19 protein-coding genes are annotated in these 23,798 nt (G+C 50.9%); 11 read left to right on the forward strand and 8 right to left on the reverse strand.

Annotated features, from left to right (window positions below):
* Positions 1-45: 45 nt before the first annotated feature.
* Together acrD and narQ are read right to left on the reverse strand one after the other, a co-directional pair.
* Complete coding sequence (gene acrD / locus On2M_RS05720; RefSeq protein ID WP_151217635.1) at positions 46-3,159, reverse strand: multidrug efflux RND transporter permease AcrD; 3,114 nt, start codon at positions 3,157-3,159, stop codon at positions 46-48.
* 172 nt (positions 3,160-3,331) lie between these two features.
* A complete protein-coding gene (narQ, locus tag On2M_RS05725; RefSeq protein ID WP_151217634.1) occupies positions 3,332-5,029 on the reverse strand; it encodes a nitrate/nitrite two-component system sensor histidine kinase NarQ in 1,698 nt (565 codons plus the stop codon).
* Between the two features lie 264 nt (positions 5,030-5,293).
* Here narQ and aegA point away from each other — a divergent pair, with 264 nt between their 5' ends.
* The 3 genes from aegA to On2M_RS05740 all read left to right on the forward strand — a co-directional run bounded on the left by aegA (position 5,294) and on the right by On2M_RS05740 (position 9,082).
* Positions 5,294-7,273 carry a formate-dependent uric acid utilization protein AegA gene (aegA, locus tag On2M_RS05730; protein WP_187253538.1) on the forward strand — a complete coding sequence of 660 codons (1,980 nt, stop codon included), beginning with the start codon at positions 5,294-5,296 and terminating at the stop codon, positions 7,271-7,273.
* A gap of 67 nt (positions 7,274-7,340) precedes the next feature.
* Positions 7,341-7,916, forward strand: coding sequence for a GDP-mannose pyrophosphatase NudK (gene nudK, locus On2M_RS05735; protein ID WP_151217632.1), 576 nt, complete (start codon positions 7,341-7,343; stop codon positions 7,914-7,916).
* Between the two features lie 122 nt (positions 7,917-8,038).
* Positions 8,039-9,082: a DUF1176 domain-containing protein gene (locus tag On2M_RS05740; RefSeq protein ID WP_210904488.1), complete on the forward strand. Its 1,044-nt coding sequence runs from the start codon at positions 8,039-8,041 to the stop codon at positions 9,080-9,082.
* 22 nt (positions 9,083-9,104) lie between these two features.
* On the opposite strand, the gene On2M_RS05745 is transcribed toward On2M_RS05740, so the two are convergent.
* From On2M_RS05745 to On2M_RS05765, 5 genes are all read right to left on the reverse strand, one after another.
* Entirely contained in the window at positions 9,105-10,544 is a 1,440-nt protein-coding gene (locus On2M_RS05745) for a 6-phospho-beta-glucosidase (RefSeq protein WP_210904489.1), read from the reverse strand.
* A 23-nt stretch (positions 10,545-10,567) separates the two neighbouring features.
* Positions 10,568-12,241, reverse strand: coding sequence for a carbohydrate porin (locus On2M_RS05750; protein ID WP_151217630.1), 1,674 nt, complete (start codon positions 12,239-12,241; stop codon positions 10,568-10,570).
* Positions 12,242-12,301: 60 nt separating this feature from the next.
* Positions 12,302-12,613 (reverse strand): PTS lactose/cellobiose transporter subunit IIA, encoded by a 312-nt coding sequence (locus On2M_RS05755; RefSeq protein ID WP_192464952.1) that lies wholly within the window; start codon positions 12,611-12,613, stop codon positions 12,302-12,304.
* A gap of 35 nt (positions 12,614-12,648) precedes the next feature.
* Positions 12,649-13,968, reverse strand: coding sequence for a PTS sugar transporter subunit IIC (locus On2M_RS05760; protein WP_151217629.1), 1,320 nt, complete (start codon positions 13,966-13,968; stop codon positions 12,649-12,651).
* Between the two features lie 99 nt (positions 13,969-14,067).
* Complete coding sequence (locus On2M_RS05765) at positions 14,068-14,376, reverse strand: PTS sugar transporter subunit IIB (protein ID WP_210904490.1); 309 nt, start codon at positions 14,374-14,376, stop codon at positions 14,068-14,070.
* A gap of 199 nt (positions 14,377-14,575) precedes the next feature.
* On the opposite strand from On2M_RS05765, the gene On2M_RS05770 reads away from it, so the two are divergent.
* The gene (locus On2M_RS05770; protein WP_151217627.1) at positions 14,576-15,298 is read left to right on the forward strand and encodes a GntR family transcriptional regulator; all 723 of its coding nucleotides are present in this window, start codon (positions 14,576-14,578) and stop codon (positions 15,296-15,298) included.
* A gap of 96 nt (positions 15,299-15,394) precedes the next feature.
* Here On2M_RS05770 and tkt read toward each other — a convergent pair whose 3' ends face one another.
* Positions 15,395-17,389 carry a transketolase gene (gene tkt, locus On2M_RS05775; protein WP_210904491.1) on the reverse strand — a complete coding sequence of 665 codons (1,995 nt, stop codon included), beginning with the start codon at positions 17,387-17,389 and terminating at the stop codon, positions 15,395-15,397.
* Positions 17,390-17,667: 278 nt separating this feature from the next.
* Here tkt and maeB point away from each other — a divergent pair, with 278 nt between their 5' ends.
* From maeB to eutM, 7 genes are all read left to right on the forward strand, one after another.
* On the forward strand, positions 17,668-19,947 hold the full coding sequence (gene maeB / locus On2M_RS05780) for an NADP-dependent oxaloacetate-decarboxylating malate dehydrogenase (RefSeq protein WP_151217626.1): 2,280 nt from the start codon (positions 17,668-17,670) through the stop codon (positions 19,945-19,947).
* Positions 19,948-20,106: 159 nt separating this feature from the next.
* Positions 20,107-20,442: an ethanolamine utilization microcompartment protein EutS gene (eutS, locus tag On2M_RS05785; protein ID WP_003037995.1), complete on the forward strand. Its 336-nt coding sequence runs from the start codon at positions 20,107-20,109 to the stop codon at positions 20,440-20,442.
* Between the two features lie 12 nt (positions 20,443-20,454).
* Entirely contained in the window at positions 20,455-20,934 is a 480-nt protein-coding gene (gene eutP / locus On2M_RS05790) for an ethanolamine utilization acetate kinase EutP (RefSeq protein ID WP_151217625.1), read from the forward strand.
* On the forward strand, positions 20,912-21,625 hold the full coding sequence (gene eutQ / locus On2M_RS05795) for an ethanolamine utilization acetate kinase EutQ (protein WP_151217624.1): 714 nt from the start codon (positions 20,912-20,914) through the stop codon (positions 21,623-21,625). The genes eutP and eutQ overlap by 23 nt, the downstream gene beginning before the upstream one ends.
* Before the next feature lie 9 nt (positions 21,626-21,634).
* Entirely contained in the window at positions 21,635-22,438 is an 804-nt protein-coding gene (eutT, locus tag On2M_RS05800; RefSeq protein ID WP_005121906.1) for an ethanolamine utilization cob(I)yrinic acid a,c-diamide adenosyltransferase EutT, read from the forward strand.
* A complete protein-coding gene (gene pta, locus On2M_RS05805) occupies positions 22,435-23,451 on the forward strand; it encodes a phosphate acetyltransferase (RefSeq protein ID WP_048210962.1) in 1,017 nt (338 codons plus the stop codon). The genes eutT and pta overlap by 4 nt, the downstream gene beginning before the upstream one ends.
* A 41-nt stretch (positions 23,452-23,492) precedes the next feature.
* Positions 23,493-23,786 carry an ethanolamine utilization microcompartment protein EutM gene (gene eutM, locus On2M_RS05810; RefSeq protein ID WP_005121908.1) on the forward strand — a complete coding sequence of 98 codons (294 nt, stop codon included), beginning with the start codon at positions 23,493-23,495 and terminating at the stop codon, positions 23,784-23,786.
* Positions 23,787-23,798: the final 12 nt, after the last annotated feature.

A 23,798-nucleotide genomic window follows, 5' to 3' on the forward strand; every position in this document is an offset into this window, starting at 1 on the left:
GGATAAAAAAGGCGACTCAACGTAAGTCGCCTTTTTTGTGTCCGATTATTCCGGTCGCGGTTTCAACGGGAAGCGTCTGCGCACCAGTACAAAGAACAGGGGCACGAAGTAAATCGCCAGGATCGTGGCTGAAATCATCCCACCCATTACGCCAGTCCCCACCGCATGTTGGCCGCCGGAACCTGCGCCGCTGCTAATGGTCATCGGCAAGACTCCGAAGATAAACGCCAGCGACGTCATCAGAATTGGACGCAAGCGCTGGCGGCAGGCATGCAGCGTGGCGTCGAGCAGATCGTGTCCTTTCTCGTTCATCTCATTGGCGAATTCAACAATCAATATCGCATTCTTTGCCGAAAGCCCGATAACGGTGAGTAACCCGACCTGAAAGTACACATCGTTTTCCAGGCCGCGCATCCAGGTGGCGAGTAGCGCGCCAATTACCCCCAGAGGCACAACCAGCATGACTGAGAAGGGAACCGACCAGCTTTCGTACAGGGCAGCCAGACACAGGAATACCACCAACAGAGAAATAGCGTACAGGGCTGGAGCCTGAGAGCCCGACAGTCGTTCCTGATAGGACATTGCCGTCCATTCGAGGCCGAATCCGGTTGGTAACTGATGGACCAGCGATTCCATGATGTCCATCGCTGTACCGGTGCTGACGCCGGGCGCGGCTTCACCGACGATCTCGACGGCGGAGTAGCCGTTATAGCGTTCCAGACGCGGTGAACCGGTTTCCCAACGTGACGTGGCAAAGGCCGAGAAAGGCACCATGCCGCCGCTATTGTTGCGTACGTACCATAGGTTGATGTCGTCCGGGAGCATGCGATATTTTGCCGCCGCCTGCACGTAGACCTTCTTCACGCGGCCCCGGTCCATGAAGTCATTAACGTAACTGGAGCCCCAGGCTGTTTGCATTGTGTCGTTGATATCGTCAATGGAAACGCCCAACGCCTGGGCTTTGCGCTGATCGATATCAATTTGCAGCTGCGGGCTGTCGTCCAGACCGTTGTGACGAACGCGGGTCAGGGACGCGTCTTTCCCGGCCAGCTCAATCAACTTGTCGCGTGCGGCCATTAACGCGTCATGACCGGCACCAGCGTGATCCTGCAGCTCCATATCGAAACCGGCAGAGCTTCCGAGGCCGCTAATCGCCGGAGGACTGCTGGCGAAGACGCGGGCCTCTTTAATCTTATTAAAGGCTTTGGTCGCACGTTCGATAATGGCGAAAGAGGTTCCGGTGATGGCGTCGCGCTCATCCCAGTCTTTTAAACGGACAAACATACGCGCTACGTTTTGACCGTTCCCGCCCGGGCCGGAACCAACCGTGGAAAAGACCGACATAATGTTGTCTTTCTCATGGGTGAAGTAATACTTCTCTACTTCCTCAACCACTTTCAACGTTTGCTGCTGTGTGGAGCCGCTGGGCAACTGTATCGAGGTAGTAAACATGCCGCGATCTTCCAGCGGCAGGAAGGAGGTGGGCAGACGCAGGAACAGGAAGACCATGCCGCCGAGCAGCAGGCCGTAGATCAGGATCCAGCGCAGGCTACGGTGCAAAATTTTGGCGACACCTTTTTCGTAGCGCTCGGCGTTGCGATTAAACATCCGGTTAAACCAGCCAAAGAAACCCGTTTGTCCGTGATGTTCGCCCTTATGCAGTGGTTTGAGCAAGGTGGCACACAGGGCGGGGGTGAGGATCATCGCCACCAGAACGGACAGCACCATCGCGGAGACGATGGTAATCGAGAACTGGCGGTAAATAGCCCCGGTAGTACCACCAAAGAAGGCCATCGGGATGAACACCGCCGACAGTACCATAGCGATGCCGACCAGCGCGCCCTGAATTTGCCCCATCGATTTCCGCGTTGCCTGACGCGGCGTGAGTCCTTCCTCACTCATAATACGCTCGACGTTTTCCACCACCACAATGGCGTCATCGACCAGCAGGCCGATCGCCAGCACCATTGCAAACATCGTCAAGGTGTTAACGCTGTAGCCAAAGGCGTAAAGCACGGAGAAAGTGCCCATTAACACTACCGGAACGGCGATGGTCGGTATAAGCGTGGCACGGAAGTTTTGCAGGAACAGGTACATCACGAGAAATACCAGCGCAATCGCTTCCAGCAGCGTTTTCACCACGTCGATAATTGAGGCTTTAACAAAAGAGGTGGTTTCATACGCCACCTTGTATTCCAGCCCGTGCGGAAAATACTGTGACAGTTCGTCAAGGCGGTTAAGCACCAGCTCTGCCGTTGCCATTTCATTGGCCCCGGAGGCCAGTTTCACCCCCAGACCAGAAGCTGGGTTGCCGTTAAAGCGGCTGAGGTAGTCATACTTTTCTGCACCCATTTCAACTGTTGCTACGTCACCCAGTTTAACTTCAGACCCATCCTGGTTGACACGAAGTGTAATCGCACGGAATTCATCTGGCGTTTGCAGCAGGGACTGGGCGTTGATCGTCGCATTTAGCGCCTGCTTGTCCACCGAAGGCGTGCCGCCAAGTTGTCCGACGGCAATCTGCGCATTTTGTGACTCGATAGCGTTGGTCACATCTTTGGCAGTCATCTGGAAGCTGTTTAGCTTGGCTGGGTCGAGCCAGATCCGCATGGAATATTGTGAGCCGTAGGCGTCTATATCGCCCACGCCGTTGATGCGGCTGAGCGGGTCCTGAATATTACTGGCGACGTAGTCGGCGATATCCTGCTTATCCATTGAGCCATCGGTGGAGACGAAGGCGATGGTCAGAATATTGGTGTCCCCGGTTTTTCGTACCGTGACCCCCTGATCCTGTACCGCCTGCGGCAGCTTACGCATTGCCGATTGCAACTGGTTTTGCACCTGCTGGACGGCTTCATCAGGATCGGTTCCGGCGACGAAGCTCAGCGTAACTGACGCCTGGCCTGTCCCGCTGCTTTGTGACGACATGTACATCAGATTGTCGAGGCCGGTCATGTTCTGCTCGATAACCTGGGTTACGGTATTTTCCAGCGTTTGCGCAGAGGCACCTGGATAGTTCGCGGTAATCCGCACGTTGGGGGGCGCCAGATCGGGATATTGCTCAACGGGCAGCGAAAAAATAGCCAGGGCTCCTGTCAGGCACAACAGGATAGCTAACACCCAGGCAAAAATGGGGCGATCGATGAAAAAATTCGCCATTAAAAGGGGACCTCGTGTTTCTGCGTATCGTTATAGGTATGACTTGCTTCACTTTAGCGGCAAGGTACGGGTCAAACGTGGAGAAAAAAAGAAGATAATGTAAATTATCATGCCCGTTTACGGCGTACCTTTCGTGCCAACGCCGTCAGGCCCGACGACGCTGTTCGTTTTTTTACGTTAGTCCACCGTCGGATTCTGCCGAACGAAAACTGATGCTCACCAGCGTTCCCCCGCCAGAGGGTTGTGAGAAGGTCAACGTGCCGCTCAGCCTTTCTGCCCGCTCACGCATAATATTTAACCCGTAGTGTCCTGAAGGCTCGTGCGGTTCACCTATGCCGATGCCGTTATCGCGTATATAAACCGTGTGGTTGCCATCCGGCGCGGTGACACAACTGACGGCAATTTCGGTGGCGCTGGCATGCTTAATCGCGTTCAGCACCGCTTCACGGATGATCTGCAGCAGATGCACCTGCATTTGCGCGTCCAGCGCCAACGTAGGTAGTCGGCAATCGAGCGTCAGTTTAGCCGAGGTCTGATTTTGCAGCGTCTCCAGCATTTCATGTAATGCTGAGGGCAGATCGGCCTGCTGTAAGGTCAGGCGGAAGGTGGTGAGCAGTTCGCGTAACTGACGATAGGCATCGTTCAGCGCCTGAGAAAAATCGGCCATAATACTTTGCGCCGGGGCGTTATCTTCCGGGATCGAGCGCTTCAGCAACGTGAGCTGAATGCGTAAATAAGAGAGCACCTGCGCCAGCGAGTCGTGCAGCTCGCGCGCAATCGTCGCCCGCTCCTCCATTAACAACAGCTGCTGAAAATGTTTTTGCGCCTGATTGAAGTACAACCCGCGTCCCAGCATTGAGGAAACGCTGTTGAGCAGCGGGATGGAAGCATTCACGTTTGGGCTTTGCCAGTGCAGTTCACCATAAACGGTCTCCTGCATCGTGACCGGCAGGATCTGCATCGGGAGATCGGGGCTTTTCGTCCCTTCGCTGATACGCCAGTTATCGCCGACGGTCAGTTCCAGGAAATACGCGGCGTCATGCTCACGGACAATCTGTAAAATGTGGCGGAAGCAGTACACGTCAATCTGGCTGGTATTCAGCGCCTGAGAACACTGATACAGCACTTCCAGGCGACGATTAGCTTCGTGGAGATCGTGCGTTTTCTCCGCAACGGAGGCTTCCAGTGAGCGGTAAAGCTTATGTAACTCACTCGACATCTGGCTAAAGGTCTTGCCCAGCAACCCCAGTTCGTTGGGCAAACCGGTATCCAGCGACGGGATATCAAACTGACCGTGTTCAATGTGCTGGCTGGCCATCACCAGCTTATTGAGTGGGCGTACCACCTGCTGGCGAATGCGCCGCAAGGTAAAGAAGACGAGAGTGAATATGCCGATTCCGCCTGCCAGTGAAATACCGAAAACTAACATCACTTTGCGTTCGGCATAATGCTGCAGCGCCAGCACGAAGAGATCGATTTGATCGACATAGCTATTGATATTGGCCTGGTACCATTTTAAATCGCCATCGATCAGACGGGCGTTCATTTCCAGCCAGTTGGCGTGCAGATGCCCATAGCGGCTTTTTACCGCTTGCGGAACATACCATGCGTTCAGATTTTGTAATGCGGGTGAGTTTAACGCCTGCTGGAAAAGCTGGCGGTGAGCGTTGAGCTGCGGGCTTTGGCTTTGCAGATCGTAACCCAGACGGTAACTTTGCATGCGCAATGAGCCCGCAACGTTGATGGCTTCAGCATCCCGTAAGCTGCTGGTCAGCGTGAGCAGCGCAATACCCGTTGAGAGAATTGACAGCAACACGATGTAGAAAAAAGCTTTAGCCAGACTGGCCGAGACCGGACGCTTTACCGTCACTTGTGCATCCCCACACAATACACGTCGCGCCTTAAAACAGCCTGAACGATGCGGTGTATTTGATAAATGTTAATAAAAACGCCATGAAACTGAATAGTAACTGAAACACAATTTCATATGCGATGAAATAAATTGATCTGCCACAGGTTCTGGATAAATAGTTGCGCTTCCTGGGCAAATGAACATTGCCGCTTCCTTCCGTGTCGGTTAATAACAACACTCATATAAAGAATAAGGTTTTTGCAACCAAAAAAGAAGGAAGCCATGAATCGTTTTGTTATGGTCAATAGCCAGCAGTGCCTGGGATGCCATGCCTGTGAGGTCGCCTGCGTCATGGCTCACAACGGCGAGCAGCATGTCCTGAGCCAACGGCATTTTCAGCCCCGAATTACCGTCATCAAGCATCAGAAGCAGCGCAGTGCGGTAACCTGCCATCACTGTGAAGATGCGCCCTGCGCCCGAAGTTGCCCGAACGGGGCAATCAGTCATGAAAATGACAGCGTCCAGGTTAACCCGCAAAAGTGTATTGGCTGTAAATCGTGCGTTGTGGCCTGTCCTTTCGGCACCATGCAGATCGTACTCACGCCCGTCGCTAAAGGAAAGGTCAAAGCGACCGCGCACAAATGCGATTTGTGTCAGGAGCGTGAACAGGGACCCGCCTGCGTAGAAAACTGTCCGGCGCAGGCGTTACAGCTGGTGACGGAGAATTCGCTGACCGGTCTGTCAAAAGCGCGCAGGTTGCGTACCGCCAGTCTGGAAAGCCAGCCCTGGCATGCCAGCGCTACCGATTTTGTTCCACATGTCATTACCAAACGTGAGCAAATGCAGGCTACGCCTGCGCGTGGCGAACCGGATAAACTACCGATTGAAGCGCGTAAAACAAGTTTTGAAGAGATCTATCTGCCGTTTCGCACAGTACAGGCGGAGCGGGAAGCGTCCCGCTGCCTGAAGTGCGGCGACCACAGTATTTGCGAATGGACTTGTCCGTTGCATAACCATATTCCGCAGTGGATTGAGCTGGTCAAAGCCGGGAACATCGACGCGGCGGTTGAACTTTCTCACCAGACCAACTGCTTACCGGAAGTGACAGGGCGCGTGTGCCCGCAGGATCGGCTCTGTGAAGGCGCCTGTACCGTACGTAACGAGCATGGCGCGGTGACTATCGGTAATATTGAGCGTTACATCTCCGATCGGGCGTTGAGCAAAGGATGGCGACCAGACATAAGCCACGTGCAGAAAGTGGACAAGCGTGTTGCCATCATCGGTGCGGGCCCTGCGGGTCTGGCCTGCGCAGATGTGCTGGCGCGCAGCGGTATCAACACCACCGTGTACGATCGCCACCCTGAAATCGGCGGTTTGCTGACGTTCGGTATTCCGGCCTTCAAACTGGACAAATCGCTGCTGACGCGCCGCCGCGAAATCTTCAGCGCCATGGGTATTCATTTCGAACTGAATTGTGAGGTCGGCAAGGACGTTACGCTGGCCACGTTACTCGAGGATTACGATGCCGTGTTTGTGGGGGTCGGGACTTATCGCTCGATGAAGGCGGATCTGCCGAATGAAGACGCGCCTGGCGTGTATGACGCACTGCCATTCCTGATTGCCAACACCAAACAGGTGATGGGGCTGGATGAGTTGCCTGAAGAGCCGTTTATCGACACCGCCGGGTTGAACGTGGTTGTTCTCGGCGGAGGCGATACGGCCATGGACTGTGTACGTACTGCGCTGCGCCACGGTGCAAGCCAGGTGACCTGCGCCTATCGTCGTGATGAAGCCAACATGCCGGGTTCGAAAAAAGAGGTGAAGAATGCCCGGGAAGAGGGGGCAAACTTTGAATTTAACGTCCAGCCGGTGGAGCTGGTATTGCATGCCGACGGTCGCGTCAGCGGCGTGCGTTTCTTACGTACCCAGCTTGGCGAGCCTGATGCACAGGGGCGGCGTCGCCCGGTCCCCATCGCCGGGAGTGAGTTTGTTATGCCCGCAGATGCGGTGATTATGGCGTTTGGTTTTCATCCGCACGGTATGCCGTGGCTTGAGAAGCATGGTGTTAAGGTCGATAGCTGGGGGCGCATTGCCGCCGATGTTGAAAGCGCATACCGTTATCAAACCAGTAACCCGAAAATCTTTGCCGGTGGCGATGCGGTTCGCGGTGCGGATCTGGTGGTGACGGCGATGGCGGAAGGGCGACATGCTGCACAGGGGATCGTTGACTGGCTGGGCGTAAAATCAGCCAAATCTCACTAGCCTGAGCTCAAGACAAACCCGGTTTCACGGCGTAGTATTATTTCTCACTTTTCGTCGTGGAGCCGGTATGTCGCAAAAAATCACCCTCATCAAAGACAAAGTCCTTTCCGATAACTACTTCATCCTGCGCAACATCACCTATGATCTGACCCGTAGCAACGGTGAGGTGATTCGTCATAAACGCGAGGTTTACGATCGCGGCAACGGTGCCACTATCCTGCTGTATAACCCGGAGAAGAAAACGGTGGTGTTAATTCGCCAGTTTCGCGTTGCTACCTGGGTCAATGGTAACGAAGATGGTCACCTGATTGAAGCCTGCGCCGGGCTTCTGGATAACGACGAACCGGAGGCGTGCATTCGCAAAGAGGCCATTGAAGAGACCGGCTTTGAAGTAGGTGAAGTACGTAAGCTGTTCGAACTGTACATGTCGCCGGGGGGCGTGACGGAGATAATCCACTTTTTCATCGCCCAATACAGCGACAACCAGCGGGCAAACGCGGGCGGCGGTGTGGAGGATGAAGATATCGAGGTTCTGGAGCTGCCGTTTACCCAGGCGCTGGAAATGATTAAAACGGGTGAGATCCGTGACGGTAAAACGGTGCTATTACTGAATTATTTGCAGTCGTCGCATCTCATGGACTAATACCGGTATTTATATTTCTTTACAAATTTTCGGCCAATCCGACGATTCTTATTGAGCCACATCAGTCGCGCAAGGAAGATACCGCTTAGGCTGTGTGTTTTGACTTCGGGGTTGTACCGTTCATGCGCTATCGCGTTATTTTACTTTTCCTGCTCGGGTTGTTACCCGTCAGTTTGCTGTGGGCAGCGCCTGCGCAACAGGCGTTTTCTGACTGGCAGGTAACGTGCAATAACCAAAACTTTTGCGTGGCGCGCAATACCGGAGAACATCACGGCCTGGTCATGACTTTAAGCCGTAGCGCTGGGGCACATACCGACGCTGTGTTGCGTATTGAATTGGGTGGACTGGAGTCTTCCAATATCAAAGAGAGCGATATTGCGCCACGTCTGCTGTTGGATGGCGCACCGCTCTCGCTTCGCGGCGAACGCTGGCGTATTACCCCCTGGCAGCTGATGATCGATGATCCGGCCACCATCAGCGCATTTTTACAAACCGTCCAGGACGCGAAGGCGATAACCCTGCAAAAAGGCGCACAAACCTTGTCACTGGTCGGGCTAAAAGCCGCGCTGCTGTTTATCGACGCCCAGCAAAAACGGGTCGGTAACGAAACTGCATGGATCGAAAAAGGCGACGAGCCACCGCTCAGCGTACCACCGGCTCCCGCTTTAAAAGGCGTGGCTGTCATTAACCCAACACCAACGCCTCTCACGCAGCAAGAGCGCAGTGAACTGTTGGACTACGGTAACTGGCGGATCAACGGTATTCGCTGCTCGATCGATCCGCTGCGTCGCGAGATACGCGTGACGGCCTTAACGGATGATAAAGCGCTGATGATGATCGGCTGTGAGGCCGGGGCGTATAACACCATCGATCTGGCGTGGGTGGTTTCACGTACTACGCCATTGACTTCACGTGCGGTACGGCTAAGTCTGCCTTTTAAAACGGATGCAGAAAGTCGCGATATGGAGCTGACCAACGCTACGTTTGACGAGAAATCGCGGGAGCTGGTAACTCTCGCCAAAGGGCGAGGGATGGCAGATTGCGGGATCCAGACTCGCTGGCGCTACGACGGTCAGCGTTTTCGTCTGGTGCGTTATGCCCAGGAGCCAAGCTGCGATAACTGGCATGGGCCAGATGCCTGGCCCACGCTGTGGATCACGCGGTGATGTGTTGATATGGCAGAAATAATTAAAGATTATTACCGTTATGAGCAATAACTTCTTTATACCAGTAAAAAGAGTTTTTACGATAACGCTCCAGTGAACCCCTGCCGGAATTATCTTTGTCTACATAAATCATTCCGTAGCGTTTCTTCATTTCTCCGGTACCAGCAGAAACCAGATCAATGCATCCCCATGGCGTATAGCCGATTAAATCGACGCCATCATCAACCACGGCTTTTTTCATTTCACTGACGTGTGCCGTGAGATAATCAATACGATACTGATCGTCTACGGTTTTGTCATTTTTCAGTGTGTCAATTGCGCCAAAACCATTTTCTACAATAAACATCGGTAACTGGTAATGATCCCAGAACCAGTTAAGTGAATATCGTAGCCCTTGGGCATCGATTTGCCATCCCCAGTCAGATGTTTGAATATAAGGGTTTTTAACTAAATGGTGCGGCTCAACGTAATTAAAATCTGGGTTATCATCTGTGGATTGGGTGACGAAAGACATATAGTAGCTGAAACCAATATAATCTACGCAACCATGCTGCAGAATCTCAAGATCACTCTCAGTTATGTCGAGGGAAAAATTTTTTTTGGCGAAATAATTAACCATATGTTGCGGGTAATGGCCGCGCACATGAACATCGGTGAACCAGTAACGGCGATGCATTGCCTTAATGGACATCATCATGTCTGCTGGCGCACAGGTGAGAGGATAAATCGGGCACATCGCAATCATACAACCAATTTTAAAATCAGGATTAATAATGTGCCCGGCATCTACGGCCATTGCGCTGGCAACCAGTTCATAATGTACGGCCTGATACATTATTTTTTCACGAACGTATTCATTCTCATCATCAGAATAAAGAACCCCGGAATTAGTAAACGGACAAAGGCTTTCATGAAAATTAACCTGATTATTTATCTCGTTAAACGTCATCCAGTATTTTACTTTGGACCGATAGCGAGTAAAAACTGTTTTGGCAAAGCGGGTAAAAAATTCGATCATTTTACGATTACGCCAGCCACCATATTCAGTGACAAGATGGTATGGCATTTCGAAATGAGACAAAGTAATAACCGGTTCGATATTGTATTTCAGGCATTCATCAAACATATCATCATAGAACTGTAATCCAGCTTCATTCGGTTCAATTTCGTCACCGAGAGGGTAGATTCGGGACCAGGCGATGGATGTGCGAAAACATTTGAATCCCATTTCAGCAAATAGTTTAATATCATCTTTGTACCGATGATAAAAATCAACAGCTTGATGGTTTGGGTAGTTTCGTCCCTCCATTACCCCTGCGGTCACTTCGCGTGGAACGCCATATGCCCCTGCAGTCATAACATCGGCAATACTGATTCCTTTTCCGCCTTCATTCCAGCCCCCTTCAAGTTGATGTGCGGCCACGGCGCCCCCCCAAAGGAAATCACTTTTAAAACCAGACATAATATTTCTCCTTAATTAAATTATTACCACCAGACTTCGGCTTGCACACCGGCCATAAATTCATCTTTACTTTTATCATCAAAATTAAAGTTAGAGAGTTCATTGTCCAAAATATTAATATATGTGCCATAGAAACGAATTTCAGGTCTTGAGCCTAAAATACTGGTTCCAACTTTAAAGGCATGGTAAAGGGTCGTTTTATATGCTGATTCATCAAGGGTAATACCTTGTTGAGTTTTATTACGTTGTTTAAACCAGCCTAATTCTACGCCAGTTTGATTCCAGGTATTCCAGATCCATGCTGGACGAATAACCGTACGAATACTATCGAAATCACTGTGTGCGCCGCTTTCATAACTGTATACATCTTCCCCATGAGAATAGACCAAAGCATTGGCCATAATGATATTGTCACCGAGATACATTTCTCCCTGGGAAATCAAACGCCAGGCAATACCGTCGGTATGATCGCCATAGTAGTAACGACCATGAGACATAGTATTGCTTGCATCGGAGAAACTGGCGAAACTACTGGCATAAGAGTTGTTAGCAATTTGCAGAGTAAATTCGTTAAACGCATCACGCTCCATGTTTTGACGAAGTATTGATGTCAACATCCAGCTATCTTTTATTTCAAAGTAGCTACCGTCATTTTCATTGTTTTCCTGTTGATTGGTTTTATTAGGTGAAGAGTATTTGGCCATCAGCGATAACATTCCATTATTCCATAAAGGTATATTCCTGTAGCGCAGATCGACAGAATTGGTATTCATTTGAGTGGTATGTTCAAAATCGCGGGAATAGACATCAACATCATCGCGGCTTAAGGAAACATCGAGCATGCCTGGCCCTAATGCCCAATTTTCAATACCCACTCCAGCGGCGACATCCGCAGTTAATGTTTTCCAGTCAAGCATCTGAATTTCATACTGAGGTAATTTATGCTTGCCCACCCAAAAATCAGCGTCAGGTGCAAAAGGTAAAAAACCACGAGTTGTCAGATAAATATCACTGAATTGCATGATATTTTCATTATCACTGTCGCCAAACCATGCGTCGTTGTATTGTTCACCAACGTTACCATCGTAGGTGACAATCGCATTAGCCGTTTTACCATCCTGATTATAAACGCGTTGATTTAATGTCAGATCGAACCAACCGCTCATTTCGTTACCAAAACGGCCCAACGATCCGGCTGCATAAGTTTCCGGCGAACCGTGATTACCCGTCCCCCATCCGGAGCGAAAATATCCCTGGTAACTAAAACCGATATCATCCTTAATGTACTTGCTGATATCTTTAAGCGTGACGCTTTCAATGGTGGTCTGTTCACCGTTGCTGTCAATAACGGCTATCTGCTGACTACCTTTAACCGTAGCATTCTCCGCGGATTGGGTGAGTTCGCCATTTTCATTCGCTATGTTATCGGCGACGGGGGATGATTTTGATGGTTCAGAAATAGCTGCCTTGCGGTAACCATTTGCTATTATACTGTGCTGCAAAGATGCAACCTTTGATTTGTAATGCCCCAATTCTTCTTTTGTTTTTTGCAGTTCATTCTTGTTTTCTGTCAGCTCTGTTTCAAGAAGTTCCAGCCTTTGTTCAATAGTTAATTTATTTGCCAGTGCGCTAGCAGGGTATAAAGCGAGGCATACCAATACATATAAAATATTGGTTTTGTATTTATTTAATTGCATATAGAGTATCCTTGATAAGCTAAAATACCTTCCTCTAACTGGTTGCTGAAGGAAAGTAAATCAGGAAAAAAGCTCTTTCCTTAATGCTATTATTTCTTTGACTAAGTCCTGGCAAAGTATCGCATTCATCAAATGATCCTGTGCGTGTACGAGAATTAAATTGACATTTATTTTTCCGCAGCCTTCATCCTGGCTGATTAAAGCCGTTTGTATTTTATGAGCCTGAAGGCTTGCTTCTTCTGAGCTTTTCAGCAATTGCGTTACAGCATCCCAATTTTTTTCACGCGCATACTTCAGCGACTCCATTGCGTCGGAACGAGCTTGTCCGGCATGAATCAATAATTCCATTACTGTTTCTTCATTGGCAAACATAAATAACTCCTGGTTTTTATTTGATAATCTGATGGTTATTCAGCTGTGGTAGCATTCACTTTATTGGAAGCAATAACGAAGGGTAAATAGATCAATGTTGCAACGCCGAGGCAGAGCAAGCCCACGAGTAAAGCCAACCAGTTACCACCTGTTCCAAGAAATGCGATGAGGGGGCCTGGGGTGGTCCACGGCACGGCATAGGCAACCGGGGGAATGATTTTCATCGTGACAAAGAAATAGCCAATCAGCGAGTTAACAATCGGCACCAGAATGAAAGGCACCATCATTATTGGGTTCAATACAATAGGTAAGCCAAACATGACCGGTTCATTAATATTGAAAATACCGGGTATAAAAGACATCTTGGCCAGATCTCTATATTCAGCGCGACGTGAAGCAATAAAGATCGCCAGTAATAACCCTAAGGTCATACCTGAGCCACCGCAGTTTGCAAATGCATCGTTGATTGATGTCCAGGTTACCGGGTAGGGGGCATCCCAGGTTGCGCCGTGCTGGGCGGCCCAGGAAAGGTTTTCCAGGTTTGCTTCGGAAAAAACCGTTTCACGAATAGCTGATGTTGTATTAGGGCCATGGATCCCGAGAACCCACAGAAAATTTCCGACGGCGCCCAGAACGATGACAGCGAAGATGTTCGTCCCCATATGCTTGAGAGGAGCCTGAATTAACGTATAGATCAGATCGTTGAGCCCATTGGGAGAGATAAGGGAGAGTAAAAAATTCAGTGCTGAAAAAAAGATCATCACAAAGAAAATGGGTAATAACACTTTGAACGATCGTGCAACTGCAGGTGGAACCGCTGCTGGCATGGTGATGGTTATCTTGGGATTTCTTGCCATCCGACAAAAAATTTCACTGGTCAATAACGCCACGATGACTGCAACAAACAGGCCTTGTGCACCTAAAAATTTGGTTGTCAGAAATGCCTGGTTATCGATCATCTGATAGGGAGTATAAACAATGAAAAACGCGCCAATAGCTGTTAATCCACACAGAAGCTCATCCTGTTCGTAGCTGATTGCCATGTTTCTGGCGACGAGAAACGCAATCATGATGGACATGATATTCACGGAGCCATTCATTACTGGGGTAAAGATGGCTTGAGCCTTTTCCAGGTTCGGGAATATGCTGCTAAGATGCAGCAGTCCGGCGATAAAGCCATCGGGTGATAAGATCGCAAAATTTATTAATACAATTAATGAACTTGCCATTATAATTGGAAAGGTATAGACAAACCCATCTCTAACAGCAGCAACGTGCTTTTGTGAATTTAATTTTATTGCTATTGGAACAAGAAAACGTTCCATCCCTCGCTCAAAGGTATTCATTAATCCCATTACGGTCACCTGTAATTGTTAGGTATTTATTTTGGATAGGTCTTTTGGTTCCTGAGTTGGTTATTCTCAGGAGCAGGAATATACTATGCAGTGCGTTGGTTACTTGAGAAGTTTCAGTGCAAACTCCAGAACTGCTTTGCCATTCATTGATCCGTAATCTTTCATATCAATAACCGCGACAGGGATTTTTCCTTGTGCAACCTCTTCAATTTCAGATTTCTGAAAACGAACCTGTGGACCTAATAAGACAACATCGGCTTCATTGTTTTTGATCCGTCCTTTGGCTTCCCCAATAGCCAGAGCATTAATATTAAAATCAGCATTGATAGTTATGGCATGTTCAATCATTCTCTTTACTAACATGCTGGTCGACATTCCCGCGGCACAAACCAATAATATATTTTTCATATAAATCCTCAATTGTTATATTAAATCTGAATGACTACGTTTTAATATTATTTAATCCTTGGGGTGTTTTTTGTTACATTGGTCACAGTCGATATCGATAAATAGGTTCAGTTTGATTAGAAAAAATGAACAACTTTCCATTTTTTCGTTTTAATATAACGTAACCAATTGTTTTTTATGAATGCAAAGAGGTGCTAAAGTGGTATTCCAGAATATTGCAAAAATGCTGAAAGATATCATTAATGGATATTTATATAATGTGGGTGATTTATTGCCGTCAGAAGTCGAATTGGCACAGCGTTTTAATGTTTCACGCAATACCTTACGAAAAGCGCTGAATCTCTTAGAGAGTGAGGGGGTAATTGAACGTAAGCACGGTTCCGGTACCTATGTGAAGAAGAAGATTTTTGTCGCACATGTACATCACATGAACAGTTTTAGTGAGATTGCATATAACAGTGGTAAAGAGGTCGTTAGCCAGATTATGAAGTTTGAACTACAGGTAGCCTCAGGACGTATTGCTAAAGAATTAAATATGGAGCAAAGTGAATCAGTATATTATATAAAACGACTGCGGGTGATTGATAATAAACCAGCGCAATTAGAGGAAACCTGGCTTTCAGTGAGTCGCTTCCCGCAATTAACCATTTCACATATGAGGAATTCCAAATTTACGTATATAGAAAAAGAATGTAATATTAAAATAATTGGCACGTTTGAAACGTTTTCTCCGGTATTTCCAACGGCGGAAATAGCCAGTATTCTTCATACCAGTACCAAAGATCCAATATTGAGAATTCAAACGCAGGCAGTTGATGAAAATTACCAACCAATTGATTATTCTATATTGCATTCAAATATATTTGAGTTTCAGGTGAAATATTTTTTACCACGCCAGAAAGCATGCCAAGACTTAAAATGAAAAACGATGTCTGCATGCCAGAATAAAGGCTATTTTGTTGGTCACTTTAATGAGGGACGTAATGTCCCTCGTATGCGGGTTAAGACGGATGAATTGTTATTTTGTCAGCACCTTATGCGCTTTCTCTACGATGTTGTCCACCGTAAAGCCGAAGAACGGGAACAGCTTGTCTGCCGGCGCCGACTCCCCATAGCCCGTCATACCAACAATCGCCCCTTTCAGCCCAACATATTTGTACCAGTAGTCGGCAATACCGGCTTCTACCGCCACGCGTGCGCTAACGTTTGCTGGCAGGACCGACTCCCGGTACGTCTCATCCTGGGCGTCGAAGATATCGGTTGAAGGTAGAGAAACTACCCGTACGTTACGGCCTTCGCCGGTCAGTTTTTCCGCAGCCAGCAGCGTGATTTCCATTTCTGAACCGGTAGCAATCAGGATAACATCCGGCTTACCGCCGCTATCTTTCAGCACATAGCCGCCGCGGGCAATCTGCTGCACTTGCTCAGGCGTGCGTTCAACCTGCACCAGATTCTGCCTAGAAAGAATCAGCGCCGTAGGGCCGTTATGACGCTCGACTGCCAGCTTCCAACCCACTGCTGCCTCAACCTGATCGCACGGTCGCCAGGTGCTGAAATTCGGCGTCAGTCGCAGGCTGGCGAGCTGTTCGACGGCCTGATGTGTGGGACCATCTTCCCCCAGACCAATCGAGTCGTGGGTATAAACCATGATTTGTCGGGCTTTCATCAGCGCCGCCATGCGTGCGGCATTACGGGCATATTCAACAAACATCAGGAACGTTGCGGTGTATGGTACGAAGCCACCGTGGTGCGCGATACCGTTGGCAATCGCGGTCATACCAAATTCACGCACGCCATAGTGGATGTAGTTTCCTGCATGATCCTCCTTAAGAGAAGTGGAGCCTTTCCAGATGGTCAGGTTGCTGGGCGCAAGATCCGCTGAGCCGCCAAGCAGTTCGGGCAGCATCGGTCCGTAGGCGTTCAGGGTATTTTGCGAGGCCTTACGGGTGGCTATTTTGGCCGGGTTGGCTTGCAGGTCGGTAATATATTTCTGGGTTGTTTCTTCCCATGCTTCCGGCAGTTCTCCGCTCATCCGCCGGGTAAACTCTGCCGCCAGTTCCGGATGCGCTTGTCGATACGCCGCGAATTTCTCATTCCAGTCCTGTTGCGCTTTTTCGCCTTTCTCGCGCGCGTCCCACGCCCGATAAATCTCTTTGGGGACCTCAAAAGCAGGATGATGCCAACCTAATTTCTGTCGGGCCAGCGCCACTTCTTCTTCACCTAACGGCGCACCGTGCGCTTCCTCTTTCCCGGCTTTATTCGGTGATCCAAAACCAATCACCGTGCGGCAGATAATCAGCGACGGCTTGTCGGTAACGCTTTGCGCTTGCTGAATCGCTTTTTTCACCGCTTCAGGATCGTGACCGTCAATATCGTGTATCACATGCCAGTGGTAGGCCTCGAAGCGTTTCGCAGTATCGTCGGTAAACCAGCCGTCGGTTTCGCCATCAATTGAGATGCCGTTGTGATCGTAGAAGCCGATGAGTTTACCAAGTCCCAGCGTGCCCGCCAGCGAACAGACTTCGTGAGAAATCCCCTCCATCAGGCAGCCGTCGCCCATAAAAACCCAGGTGAAATGGTCGACAATCTCATGGTCCGGCTGGTTAAACTGCGCCGCCAGCGTGCGTTCGGCAATCGCCATTCCGACAGCGTTGGCTAAACCCTGGCCCAGCGGCCCGGTGGTGGTTTCCACGCCCGGCGTGTAGCCAAGCTCCGGGTGGCCGGGAGTTTTTGAATGCAGCTGGCGGAAGTTTTTTAATTCTTCCAGCGGCAGGTCATAGCCGGAAAGATGCAGCAGACTGTAAAGCAGCATTGATGCGTGGCCGTTGGACAAAATAAACCGATCGCGATCGTACCAGTGAGGATCGCTTGGATTATGGCGGAGGAAATCATTCCACAGTACTTCGGCGATATCAGCCATACCCATTGGCGCGCCGGGGTGGCCTGAGTTAGCTTTTTGTACGGCATCCATACTTAGCGCACGAATGGCATTGGCAAGATCTTTACGGGTCATAGGAAATACTCCTTGAAAAGTAAAGCGTTAGAGCGTGTGTTAATTCACACTTTTGGAGAATTTGCAGGCGTTGTCAGCAAAAAGCATAGCAGACAGGCATGGTATTGCTGGCTTAAGCAGGTAACATGGTTGTTATAAATTGATAACAAATTCTTTCTTTGAGTAGTGAGAGTTTGGGGACCTTCAAAGTTTGCGCCGCTGACAGAGGTGATAATGTGCGGCTCAATAGAAGGGTACCTGCGACACTTTTTTGATCGATACGTGAAAGGAACAACAAGATGGATGACCAGTTAAAACAAAGCGCCCTCGATTTCCACGAATTTCCAGTACCAGGCAAAATTCAGGTTTCTCCGACCAAACCGCTTGCCACTCAACGTGATCTTGCGCTGGCCTATTCACCCGGTGTTGCAGCACCGTGTCTGGAAATTGAAAAGGACCCGCTGGCGGCCTACAAATACACCGCGCGCGGCAACCTGGTTGCGGTTATCTCTAACGGTACGGCGGTGCTGGGGCTGGGCAACATTGGCGCGCTGGCTGGCAAGCCGGTGATGGAAGGTAAAGGCGTTCTGTTTAAGAAATTCGCCGGGATTGACGTGTTCGACATCGAAGTAGATGAACTCGATCCGGATAAATTTATCAACGTGGTCGCGGCCCTGGAGCCCACGTTTGGCGGCATTAACCTCGAAGATATTAAAGCGCCAGAATGCTTCTACATTGAGCAAAAGCTGCGTGAGCGCATGAATATTCCGGTCTTCCACGACGATCAGCACGGCACGGCAATCATCAGTACCGCCGCCATTCTTAACGGTCTGCGGGTGGTTGAGAAAAATATCTCTGATGTGCGCATGGTGGTGTCCGGCGCAGGTGCGGCAGCGATTGCCTGTATGAACCTGCTGGTGGCGCTGGGGATGCAGAAACATAACATTGTGGTTTGCGACTCCAAGGGCGTGATTTACAAAGACCGCGAACCGAACATGGCGGAAACCAAAGCGGCTTACGCGGTGGTGGATGACGGTAAGCGCACGTTGGACGACGTGATTGATGGCGCAGACATTTTCCTTGGCTGTTCCGGCCCGAAAGTGCTGACGCAGGAAATGGTCAAGAAGATGGCGCGTGCGCCAATGATTCTGGCGCTGGCGAACCCGGAACCGGAAATCCTGCCGCCGCTGGCAAAAGAGGTGCGTTCCGACGCCATCATTTGCACCGGTCGTTCCGACTACCCGAACCAGGTTAACAACGTTCTGTGCTTCCCGTTCATCTTCCGCGGCGCGCTGGATGTCGGCGCTACTGCTATCAACGAAGAGATGAAACTGGCCGCGGTACACGCCATTGCTGAGCTGGCGCACGCCGAGCAGAGCGAAGTGGTGGCTTCTGCCTATGGCGATCAGGACCTGAGCTTTGGCCCGGAATACATTATTCCTAAGCCGTTCGACCCACGTCTGATCGTCAAAATCGCCCCTGCGGTCGCGAAGGCGGCGATGGACTCCGGTGTGGCAACGCGCCCGATTGCCGACTTTGACGCTTATATCGATAAGCTGACCGAATTCGTCTACAAAACCAACCTGTTTATGAAGCCGATTTTCTCGCTGGCACGCAAAGCGCCGAAGCGCGTGGTGTTGACGGAAGGGGAAGAGGCGCGAGTGCTGCACGCCACTCAAGAATTGATCACTTTAGGTCTGGCGAAGCCGATCCTGATTGGTCGTCCGAGCGTGATCGAAATGCGCATCCAGAAACTGGGTCTGCAGATCAAAGCGGGCGTTGATTTTGAGATCGTCAACAATGAATCCGATCCGCGTTTTAAAGAGTACTGGAGTGAGTATTATCAGATCATGAAGCGTCGTGGGATCACTCAGGAGCAGGCGCAGCGGGCGGTGATTGCTAATACCACGGTGATCGGCGCGATCATGGTGCAGCGCGGTGAAGCGGATGCGATGATCTGCGGCACAATCGGCGACTACCACGAGCACTTCAGCGTGGTAAATGCGGTATTTGGTTACCGTGATGGCGTACATACGGCTGGGGCAATGAACGCCCTGCTGCTGCCAAGCGGTAACACCTTTATCGCCGATACCTACGTCAATGACGATCCTACGCCGGAGCAACTGGCAGAGATCGCTGTGATGGCGGCAGAAACCGTGCGTCGCTTTGGCATCGAGCCGAAGGTGGCACTGCTGTCGCACTCCAATTTTGGTTCATCTGACTGCCCGTCGGCCAGCAAAATGCGTGAGGCGCTGGCGCTGATTAAGGCTCATGCGCCAGAACTGATGATTGACGGTGAAATGCACGGTGACGCCGCGCTGGTGGAAAGTATTCGTAATGACCGGATGCCGGACAGCCCGCTGAAAGGCTCCGCCAATATTCTGGTCATGCCGAATATGGAAGCCGCGCGTATTAGTTACAACTTACTACGAGTTTCAAGTTCAGAAGGCGTAACGGTCGGCCCGGTACTGATGGGCGTAGCGAAACCGGTTCACGTATTAACACCGATTGCTTCTGTTCGTCGTATCGTAAATATGGTGGCGCTGGCGGTTGTAGAAGCGCAAACGCAGCCGCTGTAATTTCACTTTAATTAATTCCGGCGCGGGTTTCTCCCGCGCCTTTTTATTTCCTCTTTCTTAGTGATCCACTTCACCTTTTAAACCTGGTTGCCGAATTTTGTTATTTACTCTGACAAAAAATTGCCACGATGAGGGCAGTTTTAGCGGAGGCGGTGAGCAATGGAAAAAGAACGCATTATTCAGGAGTTTGTGCCGGGGAAACAGGTCACGCTGGCGCATCTCATTGCGCACCCCGGTGAGGAACTGGCGAAAAAGATCGGCGTTCCCGAAGCGGGCGCTATCGGCATCATGACGTTGACGCCAGGCGAAACCGCGATGATTGCAGGTGACTTAGCGATGAAAGCGGCGGATGTACACATCGGCTTTCTCGATAGATTCAGCGGCGCGCTGGTGATCTACGGCTCAGTAGGCGCGGTAGAAGAAGCGTTATTACAGACGGTAAGCGGCCTCGGGCGATTATTAAATTTCACTTTGTGCAATCTGACAAAAAGTTAATCAGAGGCGGCGATGAAACGTATTGCGTTTGTCGGTACGGTGGGGGCAGGGAAAACAACGCTCTTTAACGCGCTACAAGGGAATTATTCCCTCGCCAGAAAAACACAGGCCGTGGAGTTTAATGAAAACGGCGATATCGATACGCCAGGAGAATATTTTAGCCATCCGCGCTGGTATCACGCCTTAATTACCACGCTGCAGGATGTCGATACGTTGATTTATATACATGCGGCAAATGATAAAGAAAGTCGCTTACCTGCCGGGCTGTTGGATATCGGCGCCAGTAAACGACAAATCGCCGTTATCAGCAAAACGGATGTGCCGGATGCCGACGTCGCCGCAACGCGACAACTACTTCGTGGGATGGGGTTTCAGGAGCCAATTTTTGAGCTCAATTGCCACGACCCAAGCAGTGTGCAGCACCTGGTGGATTATCTGACTGAGCTCAGCCAAAAGGAGGAAAGGGCAGGTGAAAAAACTCATCACAGCTAACGATATTCGTGCGGCCCACGCACGCGGCGAACAGGAAATGTCTGTTGTTCTGCGCGCCAGTATCATCACCCCGGAGGCGCGCGAAGTTGCGGCGCTGCTCGGCGTCACTATCACTGAATGCGATGAATCCGCTCCGGCCACTATGTCGGCCACAACCGCAGCGCCTGCTGCGGTGGAGGACGGCAAAACGGAAAGCCAGCGCATTCGTGAAACCATCATTGCGCAATTGCCAGAAGGGCAGTTTACCGAAAGCCTGGTCGCCCAACTGATGGACAAAGTGATGAAGGAAAAGCAGTCGCTGGAACAGGGCGGAATGCAGCCGAGTTTTAAATCGGTGACTGGCAAAGGCGGTGTGAAAGTCATCGACGGCAGCAGCGTGAAGTTTGGTCGTTTTGATGGCGCGCAGCCGCACTGCGTCGGTTTAACCGATCTGGTGACCGACCAGGACGGCAGCAGTATGGCCGCCGGCTTTATGCAGTGGGATAACGCATTTTTCCCATGGACGCTGAACTACGACGAAATCGACATGATTCTGGAAGGCGAGCTGCACGTTCGTCATGAAGGCGAAACCATGATTGCCAAAGCCGGGGACGTGATGTTTATCCCGAAAGGCTCCAGCATCGAATTTGGTACGCCATCAACAGTGAAGTTCCTGTATGTGGCCTGGCCTGCGAACTGGCAGTCCTGCTAAGGCGGATGTATGAAGGATTTCATTACCGAAGCATGGCTCAGAGCGAATCATACGCTCAGCGAAGGGGCTGAAATTCATCTCCCCGCTGATGCTCGCCTGACGCCGTCTGCCCGGGAATTGCTGGAAAGCCGTCGTCTGCGCATTAAGTATATCGACGAGCAGGGAAGCTTGTTTGTTGACGACGAGGAACAGCAGCCGCAGCCGGTACATGGTTTAACCAGCAGCGATACACATCCGCAGGCGACCTGTGAACTGTGTCATCAACCGGTGGCGAAGAAACCTGACACGCTGACGCATCTGACGGCGGACAAAATGGTCGCCAAAAGTGACCCGAGGCTTGGATTTCGCGCCGCGCTGGACAGCACCATTGGTCTGGCCGTGTGGTTGCAAATTGAACTGGCGGAGCCGTGGCAGCCGTGGCTGGCGGATATTCGCTCGCGCCTGGGCAACATTATGCGGGCTGATGCTGTGGATGAACCGCTGGCCGCACAAGCCATTGTTGGTTTAAGCGACGAAGATTTACACCGCCTTTCGCATCAGCCGCTGCGTTACCTGGACCACGATCATCTGGTGCCTGAAGCCAGCCACGGACGTGATTGCGCGTTGCTTAATCTGCTGCGCACTAAAGTCCGCGAAACGGAAACGGTGGCCGCTCAGGTATTTATCACCCGCAGTTTTGAAGTCTTGCGACCGGACATTCTGCAGGCGCTCAACCGTCTTTCCAGTACGGTTTACGTAATGATGATTCTGAGCGTGGCGAAGCATCCGCTAAGCGTCAGCCAAATCCAACAGCGACTGGGGGAGAAGTCATGATCATTGAACGTGCTCGCCAACTCGCCAAACAAACGCCCGCTCGGGTGGTGTTCCCGGATGCGCTGGATGTACGGGTGCTGAAAGCCGCCAATTACCTGCACCAGCATGGTCTGGCACGCCCCATTCTCGTTGCCAGCCCGTTTGCGCTACGCCAGTTTGCGCTCAGCCATCGCGTAGCCATGGATGGTATTCAGGTTATTGATCCACAAAGCAATGTACAGATGCGTGAAGAGTTTGCCCTGCGTTGGCTGGCCCGCGCGGGCGAAAAAACGCCGCCGGATGCGCGCGAGAAGCTCAACGATCCACTGATGTTTGCCGCCGCGATGGTCAGTGCCGGTAAAGCCGATGTGTGTATTGCAGGCAACTTGTCGTCAACGGCAAACGTGCTGCGTGCAGGATTGCGCATTATTGGATTACAGCCTGGCTGCAAAACGCTGTCGTCAATTTTCCTGATGCTGCCGCAGTATCTCGGGCCGTCATTAGGATTTGCAGACTGTAGCGTTGTGCCGCAGCCCACCGCTGCACAGTTGGCGGACATCGCCATCGCCAGCGCTGAAACCTGGAAGGCGATCACGGGTGAAGAGCCGCGCGTGGCCATGCTGTCGTTTTCCAGCAACGGCAGTGCTCGTCATCCCAATGTTGCTAACGTGCAGCAGGCTACGGAGATCGTTCGTGAGCGTGCCCCACAGCTTACCGTGGATGGGGAACTGCAATTTGATGCCGCTTTTGTGCCGGATGTCGCCGCGCAAAAAGCGCCCGCCAGTCCGTTAAAGGGCAATGCCAATGTGATGGTTTTTCCATCGCTGGAGGCAGGCAATATTGGTTATAAAATCGCCCAGCGTTTGGGAGGGTATCGTGCCGTTGGTCCATTGATTCAGGGCCTTGCAGCACCGCTTCATGACCTCTCTCGTGGCTGTAGCGTACAGGAAATTATCGAACTGGCGTTAGTGGCAGCTGTGCCGCGCCAGACTGACGTGAGCCGTGAAAGCGTCTCGCAAACACTGGTTGAATGAACGGTCCCGTTCTGGACCCCTTTGATTAAGAGGAAAGCATAATGGAAGCATTAGGAATGATTGAAACCCGGGGCCTGGTTGCACTGATTGAGGCTTCTGACGCAATGGTTAAGGCGGCGCGCGTGAAACTGGTTGGCGTGAAGCAGATCGGTGGCGGCCTGTGTACTGCCATGGTTCGTGGTGATGTGGCAGCCTGCAAAGCGGCTACGGATGCTGGTGCTGCTGCCGCGCAGCGTATCGGTGAACTGGTTTCTGTGCACGTTATCCCGCGTCCGCATGGCGATCTGGAAGAAGTGTTCCCGATCAGCTTCAAAGGCGACAGCAACGATATGTAAGTCGTCCAAGTG

It is taken from the genome of Citrobacter sp. On2M, from assembly GCF_018035235.1.
Classification (GTDB): Bacteria; Pseudomonadota; Gammaproteobacteria; order Enterobacterales; family Enterobacteriaceae; genus Citrobacter; species Citrobacter meridianamericanus.